Consider the following 20,211-nt stretch of genomic DNA (forward strand, 5'->3'; position numbering starts at 1 on the left):
GGCTGAAGCCCCTAAATTACTTGAATTTTCCAGAAAACCCAGTAGCGTTTGCTACTTTCAAGTTTAAAGCTGTACGTTTTTTTGTGTTAAAGAACAAAAACCAATCAATCTGTGCACAATAAACCCGGGGAAGCACGCAGCGATAATTGAGCTCAGGTATCTATTTCGCATACACCGCCGATTCCCAAAGATTCCATTTTGACCCACACCAATATGGGTTAACCAAGGAAGTAAATGATGAACACTTACAACAACACCATTGCAGCATCCGGCGGCGGATTTGGTCGCGCCTTTGCCGAAAATTTTCTCGGCGAAGCGCCTGATTGGTACAAATTGACCATAGCCGCCTTTTTGCTTCTCAACCCATTAATACTGTATGTATCGGGGCCTTTTGTAACAGGCTGGGTCCTTATTGGTGAATTCATTTTTACCCTGGCAATGGCCCTGAAGTGTTACCCACTTCAACCCGGCGGACTGCTCGCAATTGAAGCCGTATTGATGGGTATGACAAGCACCGATGCCGTCTACCACGAGGTAGTTGAGAATATCGAAGTTATTCTGCTGCTTATGTTTATGGTGGCCGGCATTTACTTCATGAAGAGCCTGCTTCTATTTGTATTCACTAAAATTTTGATTAATGTGAATTCAAAATCTCTGCTGTCACTACTTTTCTGCGCTGTATCTGCAGTACTGTCAGCATTCTTAGATGCCTTGACCGTAACTGCTGTTCTGATTGCGGTTGCCGTAGGCTTTTACTCAGTCTATCACCGGGTCGCTTCCCAGCAGCCACACCACCACAATGACCACGACCACTCCAACGATGAGCATGTCGTGGAGTATCACCGCGAAGACTTGGACCAGTTTCGAGCTTACCTTCGCAGCCTGATCATGCATGGCGCCGTAGGCACTGCTCTCGGTGGTGTTTGCACCTTGGTTGGAGAACCGCAAAACCTGCTGATCGCTGAGAAAGCTGGATGGGAATTTGTACAGTTTTTCCTGCAGATGGCCCCAGTGACCATTCCAACATTCTTTGCCGGCCTAGCTACTTGTTTCTTTTTGGAGAAAATTAAAATGTTTGGCTATGGAGCCCAGCTCCCTAGCGCCGTACGTGAGGTACTGGTTAATTTTTCCAAAGAGGAAGAAAAGAAGCGCACCTCGGCACAGGTTGCCGAGCTGTGGATTCAGGGCATTGTCGCTGTGGTTCTGGTTTTTGCCCTGGCATTTCATGTTGCCGAAGTCGGTATCATTGGCCTGATGATTATCGTACTTCTGACCTCGTTTAACGGCGTTGTTCAAGAAGCTAGAATCGGCCACGCGTTTGAAGAGGCACTGCCATTTACTGCACTGCTCGTGGTTTTCTTTGCAATTGTTGCAGTGATTCACCAGCAGCACCTATTCGAGCCTGTAACTAACTTCGTTCTCGCACAAAAGCCCGAACAGCAGCCAGGATTGCTATTCATGGCAAACGGTATTTTATCGATGATTAGCGACAATGTTTTTGTGGCAACGGTTTACATTAACGAAGTTAAAGCTGCCCTCACCGCAGGTGACATTACCCGAGAACATTTTGACAAGCTGGCCATTGCCATCAATACCGGAACCAACCTACCCAGCGTTGCCACTCCCAATGGACAAGCTGCATTTTTGTTCCTGCTGACATCGGCCCTGGCACCTCTCATACGCCTATCTTATGGCCGCATGGTGATCATGGCTCTGCCCTATACCATCGTACTGAGTATTGTTGCTTTGATTTGCGTGGTCTACGCGATCTAAAGAGAACTTGTATAAGAGACTATCTGGATGGGTGGGGATTGATAATTCCCACCCGCTCAGAAAAAGAAAAGCGCAATAAACATCAAGGTTAAAGAGAACACCTCTTCATTGATGTGCTACCAGAAGTGTTTGCCCGCTGATTTCTCCAGCAAACCTAGCATCGATTGATGCGCTTCAGCTTCCTGTGGCGTAGCACGCGCTACTAGCAGGGGCGCGCGATCTGCCGATAGGCGACGAATAGCTTCACCCGCCGCATCATTTTCCGCCTTCTTACCTTCCTCCCCTTCCGAGGAATCACCCTGTGCCAACACCAAATCGGTTTGGCCACCGGTCATCATCAGGTAGACGTCGGCAAGAATCTCCGCATCCAGCAATGCGCCGTGCAAATCCCGCTGGGAGTTATCGACAAAGTAGCGCTTACAAAGGGCGTCCAGATTGTTTTTCTGCCCGGGGTGCTTTTCCCGGGCCATTGTCAGGGTATCCAAAACCCCACAATGCGCATTGATATTGCGCCAGCGCGGATTACCCAGCAGCCTCAGCTCAGCATCAATAAAACCGACATCGAAGGGCGCGTTGTGAATAACCAGCTCTGCACCTTCACAGAAGGTCATAAATTCATCGGCGATCTGAGCGAATACGGGTTTATCCGCCAGGAATTCATTAGTGATTCCATGGACCTCAATAGCCCCATCTTCCACTTGTCGCTGCGGGTTGATGTACTGGTGATAGTGACGGCCAGTCAACTTCCGATTAACCAGCTCTACGCAACCAATTTCAATAATACGATGGCCGCTTTTGGGATCGAGACCTGTTGTCTCTGTATCGAGAACCACTTGACGCATATGCAATATTCCCCTCAGGACTCCAGCTCATCGACGCCACGATTTGCCAACTGATCGGCCCGCTCATTGCCCGGGTGGCCGGCATGACCTTTAACCCAGTGCCACTCTACATCATGCTCGGAGACGCTCTCATCCAACTGCCGCCATAGGTCTGCATTTTTGACAGGCTTCTTACTCGCTGTCTTCCAACCGTTCTTTTTCCAGTTGTTAATCCAGCCGGTAATTCCCTGGCGCAGGTACTGTGAGTCAGTATGCAAATCAACTTTGCACGGCTGTTTAAGAGCCTCCAAAGCTTTGATTGCAGCTAACAATTCCATACGATTATTGGTGGTATGCGCCTCCCCACCAAACATTTCTTTCTCCCGCTCACCGTACACCAACAGAGCACCCCAACCGCCGGGACCAGGATTACCGCGACAAGCGCCATCTGTATAGATAGTAATTTGTTTCAAAACTTACGCCAAAATTAGATATGGGGCCGATTTTCAGCGAAATCAGCGCTTTTGATGCTTCCCGCGTGCTGCAACGCGAGGGCTCGACGGGGTGGCAACCAAAGCGGGCTTTCTCTCGGCCCGCCAATTGATTTTAATAGTGCGAACACGTGCCACTTCTTTGCGGGCGACTATGATGTAAAAGCCCCCCCATGGCAAGTGCAAGCGGGAGCCAAGGCGCTCCATCCAAGCCGTCTTGGATAGCAATTCCTTTTGCTGTAATGGCAAGCGGAAGAAGCCGCGATCTACCCTCTCAGCCTGCAAGTCCAACAGATTCATCCAGTCGGCAATTCGAGCAGCCCGCAGTTGATTTCCGCGCTGGTAAGCCCCTCTGGAAAATAACAGACGGGACAAGCCAAGCAAGGAAAACGGGTTAAACCCGATTAGCAGCATATGACCACCGGGTATCAAAACCCTGGCCGCCTCTCTCAATACTTGGTGGGGATGACTGGAGAAGTCCAAAAGGTGATGCAGCAGTACTACATCGATTGAATCGGCAGGGAGGGGCAGTTGCTCGAACTCCACTACCGCAGCCCCGCCCTGCTCAGAGGTCGCCCCCAATCGAAAACGATGATTGATACGACTGAAGGCGCCAAAATCAACGGATTGGGTCACGCTGGCCTGTAGAAAGTGATAACCGAAAAAGCCCTCCACTAAGGGTTGGGCCAATGCCAGCTGTTGCGAGAGAATCTCCTCTCCCAGCGAACTGGAAAACCAATGGGATAGCGCTGGGCAGACCTTGCCAAGAGGGGATTGCTCCTCATCATTACCAGGCCTGCTCTTTCCGGTCATCATATCTCCATTGATCAATTTAACAGCTATTCAATTCTACACTCGGGCGATGTTTCCAGGGCCTTACTCTAAGTAAACCAGTCCTCAGGTAACAATTCACACCGTCTCACGCCTTCCATGATATTGTTCTGCTATTCAGCGAAAAGACGATTCGATTATGCTATCCATCACGCCAATCCCCGCCTTTAATGACAACTATATCTGGCACCTGCAAAAAGATGGTCAGCACTGGGTAGTCGACCCTGGTGATGCTGTGCCAGTAGAAAAGGCCCTAGAGGGGACCATACTCAGCGGCATTCTCATTACTCATCACCACTATGACCATACCGGTGGCATCGAAACGCTTTGCCACCAGTACCAGTGCCCTGTCTATGGCCCCGAGCACATACCCGGTGTCACTCACCCCATTGCCGGTGGAGATTCCTTACAGGTCCTTGGCATGCCCTTCCAGGTACACGCTGTTCCGGGGCACACTCTAGACCACTTAGCTTTGGTTTTGAATGAAACCACAGCAGCAGGCGGTGAACAATTACACCTTTTTTGTGGTGACACTCTTTTTTCCGCTGGCTGCGGCAGGTTGTTCGAAGGCACTCCAGAGCAGATGTACCATTCTCTGCAAAAGCTCAGTAAATTACCCGCCGCAACTTTTGTCTATCCTGCACACGAGTACACACTCGCCAACCTGAAGTTTGCCCAAACGGTAGAGCCTAACAATCAAGCCATTGAGGCAAGGGCTGCTCAGTGCAAAGCCTTGAGAGTAGAAAACAAGCCAACTTTGCCTTCAACTATCGCCCTTGAGCTAGACACCAACCCATTTCTTCGCTGTCAGTATCCGGAAGTTAGGCAGACAGCTATCAATTCGAGAGCGGAGTTAAATGACGGAAGCGATAACGTAGATATTTTTGCGAGCTTGCGCGGCTGGAAGGACAACTTCTAAACGCCCAACTTCACCTAAACTCCTCTCAGGCTGGGTGATAAACTAGCAATTCGCATACTTTTTAACCGTCAATATTGACCGAAACTAATTTGCCTAATTAGAATCAAAAGTAATTGACCAAATGCCTGGCGCTTTACCAATAATTGTTCTGAAATGCGTCAGGATGAATTACAAGAAAGACTCGCGGATATCACACATGGTTCACAAGAATTTTGCCGTAGCATTACTAGCCGCTACGGTAGGGGCCTGCTCGCAATTACCGGAACAGGCCTCTGCGCCTGAAACTGAAAATATCCCTGCAGAGGAAACCTCTGTCGCGAGTGACCGAGCTGTTAAAAAACACGACCCCTCTGAAGCGGTCCCTCCCCCCGTAGACATCTGGGCAAGACTTCGTCAGGGGTTCGCCCTGGATCACCACACCAGCGACCCCAAGGTTAAGGAATATATTGCTTACTTCGCCCGCAATGAGGGCTATATGGCTCGGGTAACCGAGCGCTCTCGCCGCTATATTTTCCATGTTGCAGAACAGCTGGAACAGGCAAATCTCCCACTTGAATTAGCGCTGCTCCCCATTGTCGAGAGTGCATACGACCCCTTCGCCTACTCCCACGCACGGGCTTCCGGTATGTGGCAGTTTATCCCGGCCACCGGGCGCTCTTTCGGGCTCGAACAAAACTGGTGGTATGACGGACGCCGCGATGTCCATGAATCCACCCAGGCTGCGGCAAAGTACTTCAACTACCTACACGATCGCTTTGATGGGGACTGGGAGCTGGCACTCGCTGCTTACAACGCCGGTGAGGGAACGGTTCGCAGAGCCGTAGAGCGCAATCGTCGCAACGGGCTTGGCACCAGTTATTGGGATCTCAAACTACCGCGGGAAACCAAGCGCTATGTACCCCAGTTGCTGGCTCTGGCGGAGGTTATATCCCGCCCGGACCATTACAAAATCCCACTGCATGATGTCTCCAATGAGCCCTACTACGCCCGTGTCGATGTAGGCAGTCAGATCGATCTGGCCCAAGCTGCAGAACTTGCAGAAATTGAGATTGAAGAGCTGTACCTACTGAACCCAGGCTATAACCGCTGGGCAACCGACCCCAACGGAAACCACCAACTACTGATCCCAATAGAGACCCAGGAAAAGTTTGAGAGCGCCCTGGCACAACTTCCCAAGGAAGAGAGGGTAAGCTGGCAGCGCTACACCATTGCCCGAGGCGACACCCTCTCCACTATCGCTCGCCGCTACCAGACCACCGTCGGAGCGATACGCGAGACAAACAAACTGCGCAGCAATAATATTCGCGCCGGTAAAACACTCTTAATCCCCAGCGCATCGGGCCCCGCGGGACAGTACGCCTACGCGCTCGATCAGCGAGTTAAACGCAAGCAGTCTTCCGGCAAGGGCCAGAAAGTTAATTACACTGTACGCCCTGGCGACAGCCTTTGGGGGATTTCACGCAAGCTGGATGTGACCGTAAAGCAACTGGCCAGCTGGAACAGCATGGCACCGGGAGACACCCTGCGCCCTGGACGCACCCTGGTGGCTTACAACGGCTCCCCCGCAGTATCAGAGAACAACCGCACTACCCGCAAGGTTTCTTACCGGGTACGCAGCGGCGACTCTCTATATCGGATAGCCAATAAATTCAGTATCGAAATCGATGATATTCTCCGCTGGAATAAGATAAACAAGTCCAAGTATTTACAACCCGGACAGCGCTTAACCTTATTTGTGGATAGTGCCAGCAACACTTAAAGCGCACACTACCCTACAGGGAGTTAGCCATAAAAAAACCCGGCAATTGCCGGGTTTTTTTATGGCTCAATAACAACCGTTACTCGGCAGATGAGGCCAGATCGATTTTTGCCTGATCGGACAAGTAGCGCTGGATAGCTGCTAACTCGGCCCCACCATTTACAGAGGCCAATTGCTGCATCAGTGCCTGACGCTGCTCTTTGCTCTGCTTGGACAGTTCGCCCGGGCGCACGCTGCGCAGATCGAGAACTACCAGATCACCATTATTTGTAGCGAAGCTGGTCACTTCATCTTTGCCAGCAGATGGTGCAGGCAATGCAAATGCCTTGGCATTAATCTCACCGCGCTGAGCAAAACCACCGCGACGAGTTTTATCACTGGTCTCCAGGGTTAAACCTTGCGCTTCTGCCAGTTCTGCAAAACTAGTACCAGTAGCGAGCTTCTCTTTAAGCTCTTCCGCTTGCTTAGCCAATTGCTCACTGGCCTTATCACGCTTCAAACGGTCAACAATTTGCTGGCGAACCTCTTCCAGAGGGTAGGTACCCGCGGGCTTGGAGTCGGTGACCCGCAAAACGACAGAATGCTCATTGTTCAGGTTGATCACATCTGAAGTATTGCCATCTTCCTTCACTTCCACAGAGAAAGCAGCCTCGATAACCTGCCCGTTAGAAAGGACGCCAGATGCGCTCTCGCGCGAAAACAGATTGGCAGTCTTCAGGGGAACACCCAACTCTTCAGCGGGCTCAGCCAGGTTGTCCGCGTTGTATGCCAGATCGGCAAGACGGGACAAGGCGTCAACAAACTCGCGCTCGGCAACGGATGCACGCAGTCGCTTTTCGATCGCCACTTTTTGCTCTTCGAAGCTCGGCGGTTCACTCTGCTCTACTTCCAACAACTTGATAAAGTGAGTTCCACTATCGGTGGTCACTGGAGCAGAAACCTGACCCACTTCCAGCGCGGCCAAGGCCTGCTCGAATGCCTCTGGGAATACATCACCTGTGGTGTAACCCAACTCACCGCCTTCCTCCGCAGAGCCTACGTCTTGGGAGTAAGTCTTTGCCAACTCGGCGAAATCTTCGCCGGCATCCAGTTTGCTCTGAATCTCAGCAATTTTTTCTGCGTCAGCTTCTTCAAGCAAAATATGTGCAGCACGACGGCGAAGTTCCGATGCGAAACCTTTCAGCTCTTGCTCGTACTGAGCGCGAACATCGCTTTCAGAAATATCAATGTTACCGGCAAATACTTCAGGAGTTAGCTCAATATACTCAACCGCCACCTGCTCTGGACGCTGGTATTGCCCTTGATTCTCCTGGTAGTACTGTTCTACTTCAGCATCCGAAACCTGAATCTCTGCTAGCAGGCCTTCAACTGGCATCACCACGTAATCAAAATCACGCTCTTCCATAGAGGCGGCAACAATCTGTTCTGCATCCGCCTGGGTAGTAAAAGCACTTTCAACCACACTATTTGCGTACTGCTCCAGCGCCATATCATTTTCCATAATCTGGCGGAAGCCTGCAGGGCTATACCCCATACGACGCAAAGCATCGCGGTACATTTGCGGATCAAAACTGCCGTTCACCTGAAAAGCCGGAATTCCCACGATCGCTCTGTCGACCGCCGCAGAGCTCATCACCATACCGCTGTCCTGAGCAGCTTGGCGCATCACAGCACTGGAAACCAACTGGCGTAAAACTGGCTCACGCAACTGCTCATCGCTGATTAAATCAGCGGGCACATCTTCGCCGTACTGACTAATGATCATATTGCGGCGATTTTGAATTGCGCGTTGCAAATCCAAGTTTGTAATTTTTTCGCCATTAACCTCGGCTACCGCATCGGCAGCACCTCCACTGGCACCGGTGAAGAAATCAATTCCCCCAATGACCATAATAAAACCGAAAAAGGCTGCGACAATAATCGCGGCTGTCCCTTTCAGGTTGTCACGCATGGACTGAAGCATGCTCAGCTCCGAAAATTAATTGTTTTTAACTACTATCAGATACAAAAAAGGCGCATCCCAACTGACACGCCTCTTTGACATTCAGACTCTTTTACAAAGTCTCAAAGCCTGCTGAAAACTTAGTTTACAGCGTCTTTCAGGGCTTTACCGGCCTTGAAGTTAGGAATTTTTGCCGCAGCGATTTCAATGGGATCGCCAGTGCGAGGATTGCGACCAGTACGAGCTGCACGCTCTTTCACAGCAAAGGTACCAAAGCCAACGAGGGCAACTTGATCACCTTTTTTCAGGGCATCAGTGATGCTATCAACCATTGCGTCCAAAGCACGGCCAGCTGCTGCTTTTGGAATATCTGCAGATGCGGCAATTGCTTCAATCAGTTCGGACTTATTCACGCTTAATCCCTCTGTTCTTTTTAAATATGCTTCGGGTGGTCTACAAAAGACACCCATACTTTAAATTTTTTAGCCTTCGGCAATTTACGCGCCGGGCAATAAGCCCCGTTTTATACCAACTGCCCAGAAGCGGGTCAAGGAACCATGCGGGTTTCCGGGCAGATGCACACTTTTCAAGCAGCGTAGATAGCCTGATTGGCGAAGTTTTGGCCTTGCAAGTTGTAAAGGGGCGACAAAAGTCACCCCATTACAAGAGTCAGTGAGTTTGGATTCCTCGCTGCGAGCGCTCCTCTGCCTTTTTCTGTAAGGCGGAATACTCTTCATCAGACAGGGATTCAGGCTTGTGTTCGAGCGCCAGCTCAAGTACCTGATCGATCCACTTAACGGGCCTAACTACCAAGTCCTGAAGAATATTATCGGGAATATCCTTCAGATCTCGCTCATTATCAGCAGGAATCAGTACAGTTTTTATACCGCCCCGATGCGCTGCCAATAACTTTTCTTTAAGACCACCAATTCTTAAAACTTCTCCACGCAGAGTAATTTCTCCAGTCATCGCCACATCTGAGCGAACGGGAATATCCGTTAACACAGACACCAAAGCGGTGCACATGGCAATACCCGCCGAAGGGCCATCTTTGGGGGTGGCACCTTCAGGCACGTGGATATGAATATCCCGGGTCTCGTGGAAGTCCGGACCTATTCCCAGCGCCTGGGAGCGAGAACGCACAACCGTCAAGGCCGCCTGAATGGACTCCTGCATAACATCGCCAAGGGAGCCGGTTTTGATCATGCGCCCTTTACCCGGCACAGCTGAAGCTTCAATGTTAAGAAGCTCACCACCCACCTCGGTCCAGGCGAGACCGGTAACAATTCCGATTTTGTCCTCTTCCTCCGCACGGCCAAAATCAAACTTGCGAACACCGAGAAGCTCTTCAAGTTGCTCTGGCTGTATTACAGCCTTCTTCTCTGAAGGATTGCGAACGTGCTCCGTTACTACCTTGCGGCAGATCTTGGCAATCTCCCGGTCCAGGCCACGCACACCCGCTTCACGGGTGTAGTAGCGGACAATATCTCGGATGCTGTCATCGGAGAGATCCAGCTCATCATCTTTAAGGCCGTTGGCCTTGCGCTGCTTCGGCACAAGATAGCGCTGAGCAATATTCAGTTTTTCGTCCTCGGTATAACCGGGGATTCGAATAACTTCCATACGATCCAGCAACGGGCCTGGAATATTCATTGAGTTAGAGGTGCAGACAAACATCACATCGGAAAGGTCGTAATCCACTTCCAAGTAGTGATCATTGAAGGTTTTATTCTGCTCCGGATCCAAAACCTCAAGAAGCGCTGAGGCGGGATCGCCCCGCTGATCCATCCCCATTTTGTCGACTTCGTCGAGCAGGAATAGGGGATTCTTCACTCCAACTTTCGAAATTTTCTGAATCAGCTTGCCCGGCAGTGAGCCAATATAAGTGCGTCGATGCCCACGAATCTCGGCTTCATCGCGAACGCCGCCCAGGGCCATACGCACATACTGACGATTTGTTGCTCGAGCAATAGATTGACCGAGGGAGGTTTTACCCACCCCTGGAGGCCCAACCAAGCACAAGATCGGCCCTTTCACTTTCTTCACTCGCTTTTGTACCGCGAGGTATTCCAGAATCCGCTCTTTAACCTCTTCCAAGCCGTAGTGTTCTTTCTCGAGAATTTCCTCGGCTTTAACCAAATCGTGTCTCACCCGGCTGGCTTTTTTCCAGGGCAGGCTCAACATCCAGTCGATATAACTGCGTAAAACCGAAGCTTCCGCAGACATAGGCGACATCATTTTCAATTTAGCCAGCTCAGCGCGGGTTTTCTTCTCTGCCTCCGCACTCATGCCGGATTCGGCAATTTTGTTTTCCAGCTCTTCAATTTCATTGGGCTCTTCGGTGATCTCGCCCAATTCTTTTTGAATCGCCTTCATCTGCTCATTGAGATAGTACTCGCGCTGGCTTTTCTCCATCTGCTTTTTCACACGCCCACGAATGCGTTTTTCCACCTGAATCAGGTCGATTTCAGCATCCATAAGGCCCAGCAAATGCTCCAAACGCTCTTTAACACTGAGAGTCTCCAGAAGCTCTTGCTTCTGAGCCAACTCAAGGGACATATGCGCAGAAATGGTATCTGCCAAGCGGCCAGGTTCATCAATTCCCGACAGAGAGGTAATAACCTCATTGGGGACTTTCTTACTTACAGAAACGTACTGTTCAAACTGAGACATCACAGAGCGCACAAGGGCATCTGCTTCGCCTTCCGGCAACTCCTGCGTCTCCATCGGCGAAACGGTCGCCTCGAAATGGTTCTCCCTCTCCATCACTTCGTGGATATTTACGCGCTCTCCCCCTTCTACTAGCACCTTCACAGTGCCATCGGGGAGTTTGAGTAACTGCAAGACACTGGCAATAGTGCCCACGCGATAGATATCGTCTGCACCTGGGTCATCCTCAGATGCCTTTCGCTGCGCCACAAGCAATACCTGCTTATCCCTGCGCATGGCCTCTTCCAGGGCCTCTATGGACTTTTCCCTGCCGACAAAAAGCGGGATCACCATATGGGGGTAAACAACAACATCGCGCAATGGCAACAACGGATATTCAAGTGTGGTGTCGGATGACTGATCCATAGAACTCCTCTCGGCCCTATCACTGGGTATTTGGCGCGGCATCATGCTGCTGTTGGAATTGACAGCTTAACCTGGGCCACCGCCCTTCAGATGCTAGTAATGGGGGGGAAGGGCCCGAAATACAAGTCTAATCTCGCGACCAATTTGTGCCGAGCTAAGAGTGCTATTCGAGCCAGGAATACCCAGACAGGTAGTTAGATACCCGGGTAATCAGAAAAAACTATAAAAAAAGCCCCAATATTGGGGCTTTTTGAGGTGGCATTTGAGCTACTCTTCCGGCGCCGCCTTCTGCGGCTGGGACTCACTCTCATAAACCAGTAACGGGGCTGATTCGCCTTTAATGACCGCCTCGTCAATCACAACTTTCACCACATTATCTGTGGATGGGATGTCATACATGGTCTCCAACAATACGGACTCCATGATAGAGCGCAGGCCACGGGCGCCTGTTTTCCGCTCCATTGCCTTAGTGGCAACTGCATCCAACGCATCGGGGCGGAAATCCAGTTCTACATCTTCCATCTCAAACAGTTTTGCGTACTGTTTAGTCAAGGCATTGCGTGGCTCGGTGAGAATCTGTACCAGAGCCTCACGGTCCAACTCTTCCAAAGTTGCGGTCACCGGTAGGCGTCCAACAAACTCCGGGATCAGCCCGTAACGAACCAGGTCTTCAGGCTCCAGGTCGCGCAGGATCTCACCAAAATTACTGGTGCCATCCTTTGATTTAACCTCGGCACTGAAACCAATTCCACCCTTCTCCGAGCGATCGCGGATAACCTTATCCAGCCCCGCAAAAGCGCCGCCACAAATAAACAGGATATTGGAGGTGTCGACCTGCAAGAATTCCTGCTGCGGATGCTTGCGTCCACCCTGCGGCGGCACAGACGCCACAGTGCCTTCAATCAACTTCAGTAGCGCTTGCTGCACACCTTCACCGGACACATCACGGGTAATTGAAGGGTTGTCTGACTTGCGCGAAATTTTGTCGATCTCATCAATATAGACGATACCCTGCTGGGCTTTTTCTACATCGTAATCACACTTCTGCAAAAGCTTCTGGATGATATTCTCAACATCCTCACCCACGTAACCAGCTTCGGTCAGGGTGGTTGCATCGGCAATAGTGAAAGGAACATTGAGCAGGCGGGCCAGAGTCTCGGCAAGAAGGGTTTTACCACTACCGGTTGGGCCTACCAGCAAAATATTAGACTTGCTGAGTTCTACTTCATCCTTACTTTTAACACCAGACTTGGTGCGCAGTCGCTTGTAGTGATTGTATACGGCGACAGCCAGCACACGCTTGGCTCTCTCCTGCCCAATCACATACTGATCGAGGATTTCAGTAATCTCACGGGGTGTCGGCAGGCGCCCTTCAGGCCCCTCCGCAGTCTCTTGTACTTCTTCACGAATAATGTCGGTACACAGCTCGACACATTCATCGCAGATAAAGACTGACGGCCCAGCGATTAACTTCCGCACTTCCTGTTGGCTCTTGCCACAGAAAGAGCAGTACAGCAATTTTCCGCTGTCTTCTCCGCTGCTTTTGTCGGTCATCAAAATACTCCGTCGTCACTGGCCGGCCAGGGCCCTAAATTCAGCTTACCCAGCAAGATGCTGCCTTTTGGCGTGATTTTCAAGTCCCAACGAAAGCCAGCCTGTCAAAAAAACTAACTTTCGCTGAAATCCGCCTCCGGCAAACTTTTAATGTAGAAAAATCTACTTATCGAATGCCTGTCGGCGAGACAATACATCATCGACCAAGCCATATTCCTTGGCTTCATCGGCGCTCATAAAGTTGTCGCGCTCTGTATCCCTCTCAATATCACTGACTGGACGTCCAGAGTGATGCGCCATGAGCTCATTCAAACGATGACGAATCTTGAGGATTTCCTGGGCGTGAATGTGGATATCGCTCGCCTGCCCTTGGGCCCCACCGCTGGGCTGGTGAATCATCACACGGGAGTTTGGTGTTACGAAGCGTTTGCCTTCAGCACCGGCAGTCAACAAGAAGGCGCCCATACTACAGGCCTGCCCAATGCACATAGTGCTGACGTCAGGCTTAATGAACTGCATGGTGTCATAGATAGACATGCCGGCAGTTACCGAACCGCCCGGTGAATTAATGTAGAGGTGAATATCCTTATCCGGATTTTCTGCCTCGAGGAAAAGCAGCTGCGCAACAACCAGGTTGGCCATGTGGTCTTCTACAGGCCCGACCAGGAAGATCACACGCTCTTTTAACAGGCGAGAATAAATATCAAATGAGCGCTCCCCTCTGGCGGTTTGTTCTACCACCATGGGAACTAAACCTGATGCTGAGGGCTCTATCGAAGCTTTTGGAAAATCAATTCGTGCCATAGGTACCATTGCTTCCTTTTGTGGCGTATTCGGCAGGCCAGCGAATAGGCATCGTATGCCCATGCTGAAAAATTTGGTTTTCAGAGCTTAACCGGTCAGGCGAGAGAAAGCCAGCCGGTAAAAAGGAAGGAGATGTAGGGGCGTCACGCTTGAGCGGACGCCACCTTACACCTGAATGAAGTGAGAGATTAGCTTTGTTTTTGCGGCTTAATCACTTCGTCGTAGCTGCTGTCAACTTCAGATACTTTAGCTGAAGCCAGTACGTGATCAACAACCTGGTCTTCCAGTACAACAGACTCAACACCAGACAGCAGCTCACGGTTGCTGTAGTAGTAGTCAACCACTTCTTGCGGCTGCTGGTAGGTAGAAGCCAGCTCTTCAACTTTCGCCTTTACGCGATCGGCATCAACAGAAAGTTCATTCTGCTTAACAATCTCACCGACTACCAGACCGAGAACTACACGGCGCTTTGCCTGCTCTTCGAACATAGTGTCAGGCAACATACGCTCGGCATCTTCAGCCTTGATCTGACCACCAAACTGCTGAACCATTTGACCACGCAAGGTAGTTACTTCACTGGCAACCAGCGCGGACGGCAGCTCAACTGGATGCTTTTCGAACAGCTGATCCATGATCTGGGTCTTAACTTTGTTCAGAGCGGCATTTTTCAGCTCACGCTGCATGTTGTTGCGAACTTCCTCACGGAACTTCTCTTCGCCACCTTCCTGAACACCGTAAGCTTTGAAGAACTCTTCGTTCAACTCGGGAAGTTCAGGCTTCTCGGAAGAAGTCACCTTGATATTAAAGGTTACAGCAGCACCGCGAAGCTCTTCTGCCTGGTAATCTTCCGGGAAGGTCAGATCAATGTCTTTCTCTTCACCGGGCTTCATGCCCAGAATGCCTTCTTCGAAGCCAGGGATCATCTGGCCGGAACCCAGTACCAACTGGTGACCTTCGGCCTTGCCACCTTCAAACTCTTCGCCGTCTTTACGACCAACAAAGTTGATAACAACACGATCGCCCTTTTGAGCTTTGCGCTTGGTATCTTTCCAGGAAGACTGTTGCTTACGCAGAACATCGATCATGTTCTTCACGTCAGCATCAGTAACTTCTGCAACAGGACGCTCTACAGCGATCTCAGCCAGATCAGCGAGTTCAACTTCCGGGTAAACCTCGAAAGTAGCAACGTACTCCAGGTTTTCGCCAGCAGCAGTCTGCTTAGCTTCGATGCTAGGCTGGCCGGCAGGTTTAACCTCTTCCTTCTGTACCGCTTCGTAGAAAGAACGGCTCATTACCTCACCCAGAACTTCCTGACGAACGCCGGCGCCAAAGCGCTGACGAACAACCTTCATCGGCACCTTGCCTTTGCGGAAGCCATTGATGCGAACAGTCTTAGCAGCCTGCTGGAGACGCTTATCCACTTCTTTGTCGACAATTTCTGCCGGCAAGTTGACCGTTAAGCGACGCTCCAGACCGGAAGTAGTTTCGATGGAAACCTGCATGTTTATCCTCGTGAGACTATCTCTGTAATCGCGCCGCAGCGCCAACGAATACCGGGTCACCGAGACTTAGTCAGTAACCTCGTAGGCCCAGCACCAAAACAATACTTTTGTGCTGCTGCCAAATACACAAGAAGCCCGCACCTACCCCTCCAGGGCAAGTCACACGGACTTCAAGGCTTTTAATTTGGTGGGGACGGGGAGACTCGAACTCCCACACCTTTCGGCACCAGAACCTAAATCTGGCGTGTCTACCAATTTCACCACGTCCCCAAATCGAACCTGCCGCTAACTCTTTGATATTTAAGCGCTTTCGCTACTTTTTTAGAGCCCATCGCGACAAGGGGTGCAGATTGTGCCACAGCATTTTGGGGGCTTCAACACTTTACTGAACACTTTTCTCATAAAATAAAAAAAGGCGCCTCAAAGGCGCCTTTTTTCGGGGTCTAATTTCCTTAGACTCGCTCTACAACAGTGGTAATACCCTGCCCCAGACCGATACACATGGTAGACACGCCCAGGTTGCCGCCCTCATTCTGCATAACGCTCAGCAGGGTGCCAGTAATGCGCACGCCAGAGCAGCCGAAGGGGTGGCCCAGGGCAATAGCGCCACCGTACAGGTTGACCTTCTCATCCATCTGCTCGAGCAGATCCAGGTCTTTCAGCACCGGCAGCGCCTGCGCCGCAAATGCCTCATTCAGCTCAAACTTGTCGATATCGCCAACAGTTAGACCCGCTCTCTTGAGCGCCTTCTTGGTAGAGGGCACCGGGCCATAACCCATAATGGACGGATCAACACCAGCCAGCGCCATTTCTTTCACGCGGGCAATAGGAGTCATACCCAAAGCCTGAGCGCGCTCAGCGGACATCACCAGCATCACAGAGGCACCGTCGGTGATCTGAGAGGAGGTGCCGGCTGTTACCTGACCGTGCTTCGGATCGAATGCCGGCTTCAGCTGAGCCAGACCTTCCACGGTGGTGTCCGGACGGATGGTTTGATCCGTCTCAACCAGGAAAGGTACGCCGTCATCGTCATGACCTTCAATAGCGATAATTTCGCGATTGAACTTGCCAGCCTTGGTAGCTTCAGCAGCGCGATGGTGAGAGCGTGCACCGAACTCATCCATCTGCTGACGTTGGATACCGTGCATCATCGCCAGGTATTCAGCAGTCATACCCATGGAGCCGGCAGCTTTAGCCATATAGCGACCCAGCATTGGGTTGGGGCTAACATGCTCCATCATGTTCAGGTGACCCATGTGCTCAACACCACCCACAACGTACACATCGCCAACGCCAGCCTGGATGTTGGCAGCTGCAGTATGCAGGGAGGACATAGAAGAGCCGCACAGGCGGTTGACGGTTTGCGCCGGGATAGTGTGTGGCAGACCAGCGCGCAGCAGGATAAAGCGAGCTACGTTAAAGCCCTGCTCATCGCGCTGCATAACACAGCCCCAGATCAGGTCATCGATCTCAGCGGGATCGAGCTTATCATTGCGCTGCATGAACTTTTTCAGCAGCTCAGCGGACATATCATCGGCGCGAACATGGCGATATACACCATTCTTCGAGCGACCCATGGCCGTACGCGCGTAGTCGACGATTACGGCATCTCTAGGATTTAAACTCATCGCTATTCTCCTTACTTGTCGCCGTAGTAGGTTTTGCCACTTGCGGCCATTTCACGCATGCGATCGGTCGGCTTGTACAACTCACCCAGATCGGCGTACTTATCGGCAATCTTCACGAATTCATCCAGACCAATGCTGTCCAGCCACGCGAAGATTCCACCGCGGAACGGAGGGAAGCCAATGCCGTAGATCAGCGCCATATCAGCTTCAGCTGGGGAATCCACGATACCCTCTTCCAGGCAGCGAGCCAGCTCGGTTGCCATAGGCACCATCATGCGCTCGATAATTTCGTCTTTTTCAAACTCGCGACGTTCAGCAACGTGCGGCTTAAGCAGCTCGTAGGACTCTTCGGTAGCCACTTTCTTCGGGCGACCTTTTTTGTCCTGCTCGTAGTTGTAGAAGCCTTTGTTGTTCTTCTGGCCGTAACGACCCGCTTCATACATAACGTCGGAAGCAGCGGTAAAGGTTTTACCCATGCGGTCGGGGAAGCCTTCAGCCATTACGCTCTCTGCGTGAACACCGGTATCGATACCGACAACGTCCATCAGGTAAGCGGGGCCCATCGGCCAACCCCAACGCTCCATCACCTTGTCAACGGCCTGGAAGTCAGCGCCATCGCGCACCAGCATGGAGAAACCGGCAAAGTAAGGGAAGAGAACGCGGTTAACCAGGAATCCAGGGCAGTCGCGTACAACAATAGCCTTCTTGCCCATCTTATTTGCGTAGGCAACAACGCGAGCTACAGCTGTGTCGGAAGTTTTCTCTCCGCGAATCACCTCAACCAGCGGCATTTTGTGCACTGGGTTGAAGAAGTGCATACCGAGGAAGTTCTCCGGGCGGGAGAGCGGCTCAGCCAGCTGGTTAATAGAAATAGTGGAGGTGTTAGAAGCGATTACAGTGTCTTCGCTTACTTTGGTTTCCACTTCTTTCAATACTGCATGCTTCACCTTGGGGTTTTCAACCACCGCTTCTACAACAACATCGATATCGTTGAAGCCGTCGTAGCTCAAGGTAGGCTCGATACGGTTGAGCACTTCACCCATTTTAACGGGGGTCAGGCGCTTGCGATCAACCAACTTGGACAGCAGCTTGTTCGCCTCATTCAGACCAAGATCGATACCCTTCTGGTCGATATCCTTCATCTTGATCGGAGTGCCTTTGTAGGCAGACTGGTAAGCGATACCGCCACCCATAATGCCAGCACCCAATACTGCCGCACGCTCAATCGGCTTATCGGCCTTCTTCTCCCAACCTTTGGCAACTTTACCAATTGCCTGGTCAGCCAGGAACAGCCCTACCAGAGACTTCGCAGTGCCGGTCTGCGCGCAGAAAATGAACTTCTCCTGCTCGATTTTCAGCGCTTCATCACGGCTCAGCTTGTAGCCCTGCTCGATTGACTCAACCGCAGCTACGGGAGAGGGGTAGTTTTTACCCGCCTGCTGACCCACAAATGCCTTGGTGGTAAAGAAGGCCATTAGCGCTTCAGTATCATTCAAGGGGATTGGAGATTTCTTCAGCTCGCGAATGGCTTTGTAGTCCAGCTCGCCATTAATAGCGCGCTCAAGCAGCTTGACCGCTGCATCTTTGAGCTTGGCAGTGGGGATAACCGCATCGACAGCGTGAGCTTCCAGAGCGGCGGCAGGCTTCTGCTCCTTACCCGCTGCAATCCACTCAGCAGCAACATCAACACCCACTACACGCGGCAGGCGAACAGTGCCACCCCAGCCCGGAATCAGACCCAGCTTAACTTCCGGAAGGCCAACTTTGGCCTCTTCGCCCATCAGGCGGAAGTCACAGCCAAGACACACCTCAAAACCACCGCCAAGCGCGTAGCCATTAATTGCTACCGCAGTCGGTACCGGAAGGTCTTCCAGGCGGTTGATATTTTCGTTGTTCTGATTCATCAGATCAGCAACGCCCTCTGCACCTGCAGAGAAGGCACCACCAAACTCAGTGATATCAGCACCAACAATGAAGACGCCTTTACCGCTGGTCAGCAGTACACCTTTTACACCATCCGCTGCTTCGATAGCATCCAGCGCTTGGGAGAATTCAGAAACCGTCTGACGGTTAAATTTATTGACGGATTCGCCTTGCAGGTCGAATTTGAGCTCGGCGATGCCGTTGTCCAGCATCTGTACCGTGAGCGCTTTGCCACTAAATAACATTGATTGACCTCTTTTATTCTGGGCCGCGATCCTGGGCCCGGGGTCGGAATTTTTGTGCAACCAAGGGCCGCCCCGCACAGCGCGGTGACACTTAGGCCCAATTTGGTCAGCCGTAGTATAGCCAGATTCAAACGATTGTTTGAATACTATTTCTTACAAATGGAGTGGCACCAGGAGTGCCAAAGTACAGAAATTCGCCAGTTTGCGAACAGAGAGAAATTAAAGCTGGGCTAGTCTATCTCGGATCGTGCTGCCTTATCAGCCACTTGGCACGAACTCCCTCTTTTCTAAACCATCTTTCAGGAATTGGGCTCTTGAAGGTCGGGATGCCCATAAGCCGGCATCATTGCGCTGACAACTACACAGTCACAGCGACCTGTATTTCGAAAGCGGTGCGGACGCTGAGCATCAAAATAATACCCATCACCGGCACTCAGCAGGGCAAAGTCGGAGCCAACCGTAACCTCCAGGTCACCACTGACAACCACCCCACCAATCTCCCCCTCAGCAGATTCGAGAGAAAAGCCGGTGTCATCCCCAGCCGGAAATACTTTCCACAATAGCGACATGCCGCAGTTTGCTTTTGCCCCTCCAAACAAACGGCAGGACACAGAGCCGTGACCGATCTCAGGCACTTCATTTCCGCGAAAAAAAATTTGCTTTGCGCCCGATATTTCCAAGGAAAAAAAATCGGTTAGCGGCATAGGAATGGCGCCCAATATTTTTTTTAAGGAGCTTACGGAAGGGCTAACCTTTCCCAATTCAATAAAAGAAATTGTTGCGTTGGTTACCCCAGCCCGTCTCGCCAACTCCCTCTGTGAGATACCGTAAATGTGGCGCACCATTTTCAAGCGGGCGCCAACATCCTCTTCAGGATCATCCATGCTCCCCATTAGCTCCTTTTGTGCAATCTCCCTTCAGGTAAAAATCACCGAAATTGAGGC

The 20,211-nt window shown here is 51.3% G+C and carries 15 protein-coding genes and 1 tRNA gene; 3 read left to right on the forward strand and 13 right to left on the reverse strand.

What is annotated here, in order from left to right; genetic code table 11:
• The first annotated feature begins 237 nt into the window (after nt 1-237).
• Nucleotides 238-1,773, forward strand: a complete 1,536-nt coding sequence (nhaB, locus tag ACJJI3_RS08470; protein ID WP_444908425.1) for a sodium/proton antiporter NhaB — start codon at nt 238-240, stop codon at nt 1,771-1,773.
• Between the two features lie 116 nt (nt 1,774-1,889).
• Here the strand turns inward: nhaB and dnaQ are convergent, their stop codons facing one another.
• Genes dnaQ through ACJJI3_RS08485 form a run of 3 tightly spaced genes read right to left on the reverse strand, consistent with a single transcriptional unit; the run spans nt 1,890 to nt 3,898 of the window.
• The gene (gene dnaQ, locus ACJJI3_RS08475) at nt 1,890-2,615 is read right to left on the reverse strand and encodes a DNA polymerase III subunit epsilon (RefSeq protein ID WP_444905761.1); all 726 of its coding nucleotides are present in this window, start codon (nt 2,613-2,615) and stop codon (nt 1,890-1,892) included.
• A 14-nt stretch (nt 2,616-2,629) separates the two neighbouring features.
• Nucleotides 2,630-3,067 (reverse strand): ribonuclease HI, encoded by a 438-nt coding sequence (gene rnhA, locus ACJJI3_RS08480; RefSeq protein WP_444942150.1) that lies wholly within the window; start codon nt 3,065-3,067, stop codon nt 2,630-2,632.
• Between the two features lie 42 nt (nt 3,068-3,109).
• Nucleotides 3,110-3,898 carry a class I SAM-dependent methyltransferase gene (locus ACJJI3_RS08485; protein ID WP_444942151.1) on the reverse strand — a complete coding sequence of 263 codons (789 nt, stop codon included), beginning with the start codon at nt 3,896-3,898 and terminating at the stop codon, nt 3,110-3,112.
• A 157-nt stretch (nt 3,899-4,055) separates the two neighbouring features.
• On the opposite strand from ACJJI3_RS08485, the gene gloB reads away from it, so the two are divergent.
• Both gloB and ACJJI3_RS08495 read left to right on the forward strand, forming a co-directional pair.
• The gene (gene gloB / locus ACJJI3_RS08490) at nt 4,056-4,835 is read left to right on the forward strand and encodes a hydroxyacylglutathione hydrolase (protein ID WP_444942152.1); all 780 of its coding nucleotides are present in this window, start codon (nt 4,056-4,058) and stop codon (nt 4,833-4,835) included.
• 196 nt (nt 4,836-5,031) lie between these two features.
• Complete coding sequence (locus ACJJI3_RS08495) at nt 5,032-6,594, forward strand: LysM peptidoglycan-binding domain-containing protein (protein ID WP_444942153.1); 1,563 nt, start codon at nt 5,032-5,034, stop codon at nt 6,592-6,594.
• Nucleotides 6,595-6,673: 79 nt separating this feature from the next.
• Here the strand turns inward: ACJJI3_RS08495 and ACJJI3_RS08500 are convergent, their stop codons facing one another.
• The 10 genes from ACJJI3_RS08500 to ACJJI3_RS08545 form a co-directional block, all read right to left on the reverse strand.
• Nucleotides 6,674-8,557, reverse strand: a complete 1,884-nt coding sequence (locus ACJJI3_RS08500) for a SurA N-terminal domain-containing protein (protein WP_444912656.1) — start codon at nt 8,555-8,557, stop codon at nt 6,674-6,676.
• 119 nt (nt 8,558-8,676) lie between these two features.
• Entirely contained in the window at nt 8,677-9,006 is a 330-nt protein-coding gene (hbs, locus tag ACJJI3_RS08505; RefSeq protein WP_255422880.1) for a non-specific DNA-binding protein Hbs, read from the reverse strand.
• A gap of 199 nt (nt 9,007-9,205) precedes the next feature.
• Entirely contained in the window at nt 9,206-11,611 is a 2,406-nt protein-coding gene (gene lon / locus ACJJI3_RS08510) for an endopeptidase La (RefSeq protein ID WP_413665176.1), read from the reverse strand.
• Nucleotides 11,612-11,878: 267 nt separating this feature from the next.
• Entirely contained in the window at nt 11,879-13,165 is a 1,287-nt protein-coding gene (clpX, locus tag ACJJI3_RS08515) for an ATP-dependent Clp protease ATP-binding subunit ClpX (protein WP_282933429.1), read from the reverse strand.
• Nucleotides 13,166-13,327: 162 nt separating this feature from the next.
• Nucleotides 13,328-13,969: an ATP-dependent Clp endopeptidase proteolytic subunit ClpP gene (gene clpP, locus ACJJI3_RS08520; RefSeq protein ID WP_282933430.1), complete on the reverse strand. Its 642-nt coding sequence runs from the start codon at nt 13,967-13,969 to the stop codon at nt 13,328-13,330.
• 188 nt (nt 13,970-14,157) lie between these two features.
• Nucleotides 14,158-15,471 carry a trigger factor gene (tig, locus tag ACJJI3_RS08525; protein WP_444942154.1) on the reverse strand — a complete coding sequence of 438 codons (1,314 nt, stop codon included), beginning with the start codon at nt 15,469-15,471 and terminating at the stop codon, nt 14,158-14,160.
• A gap of 185 nt (nt 15,472-15,656) precedes the next feature.
• Nucleotides 15,657-15,741: transfer RNA gene (locus ACJJI3_RS08530), tRNA-Leu, on the reverse strand.
• A gap of 182 nt (nt 15,742-15,923) precedes the next feature.
• The gene (gene fadA / locus ACJJI3_RS08535) at nt 15,924-17,099 is read right to left on the reverse strand and encodes an acetyl-CoA C-acyltransferase FadA (protein ID WP_413665174.1); all 1,176 of its coding nucleotides are present in this window, start codon (nt 17,097-17,099) and stop codon (nt 15,924-15,926) included.
• Nucleotides 17,100-17,110: 11 nt separating this feature from the next.
• A complete protein-coding gene (gene fadB, locus ACJJI3_RS08540; RefSeq protein ID WP_444942155.1) occupies nt 17,111-19,267 on the reverse strand; it encodes a fatty acid oxidation complex subunit alpha FadB in 2,157 nt (718 codons plus the stop codon).
• A gap of 299 nt (nt 19,268-19,566) precedes the next feature.
• On the reverse strand, nt 19,567-20,151 hold the full coding sequence (locus ACJJI3_RS08545; protein WP_444942156.1) for a type II toxin-antitoxin system RelB family anti-toxin: 585 nt from the start codon (nt 20,149-20,151) through the stop codon (nt 19,567-19,569).
• Between the last annotated feature and the right edge of the window lie 60 nt (nt 20,152-20,211).

The sequence above is a fragment of the Microbulbifer maximicatervae (SeqCode) genome, from assembly GCF_052466985.1.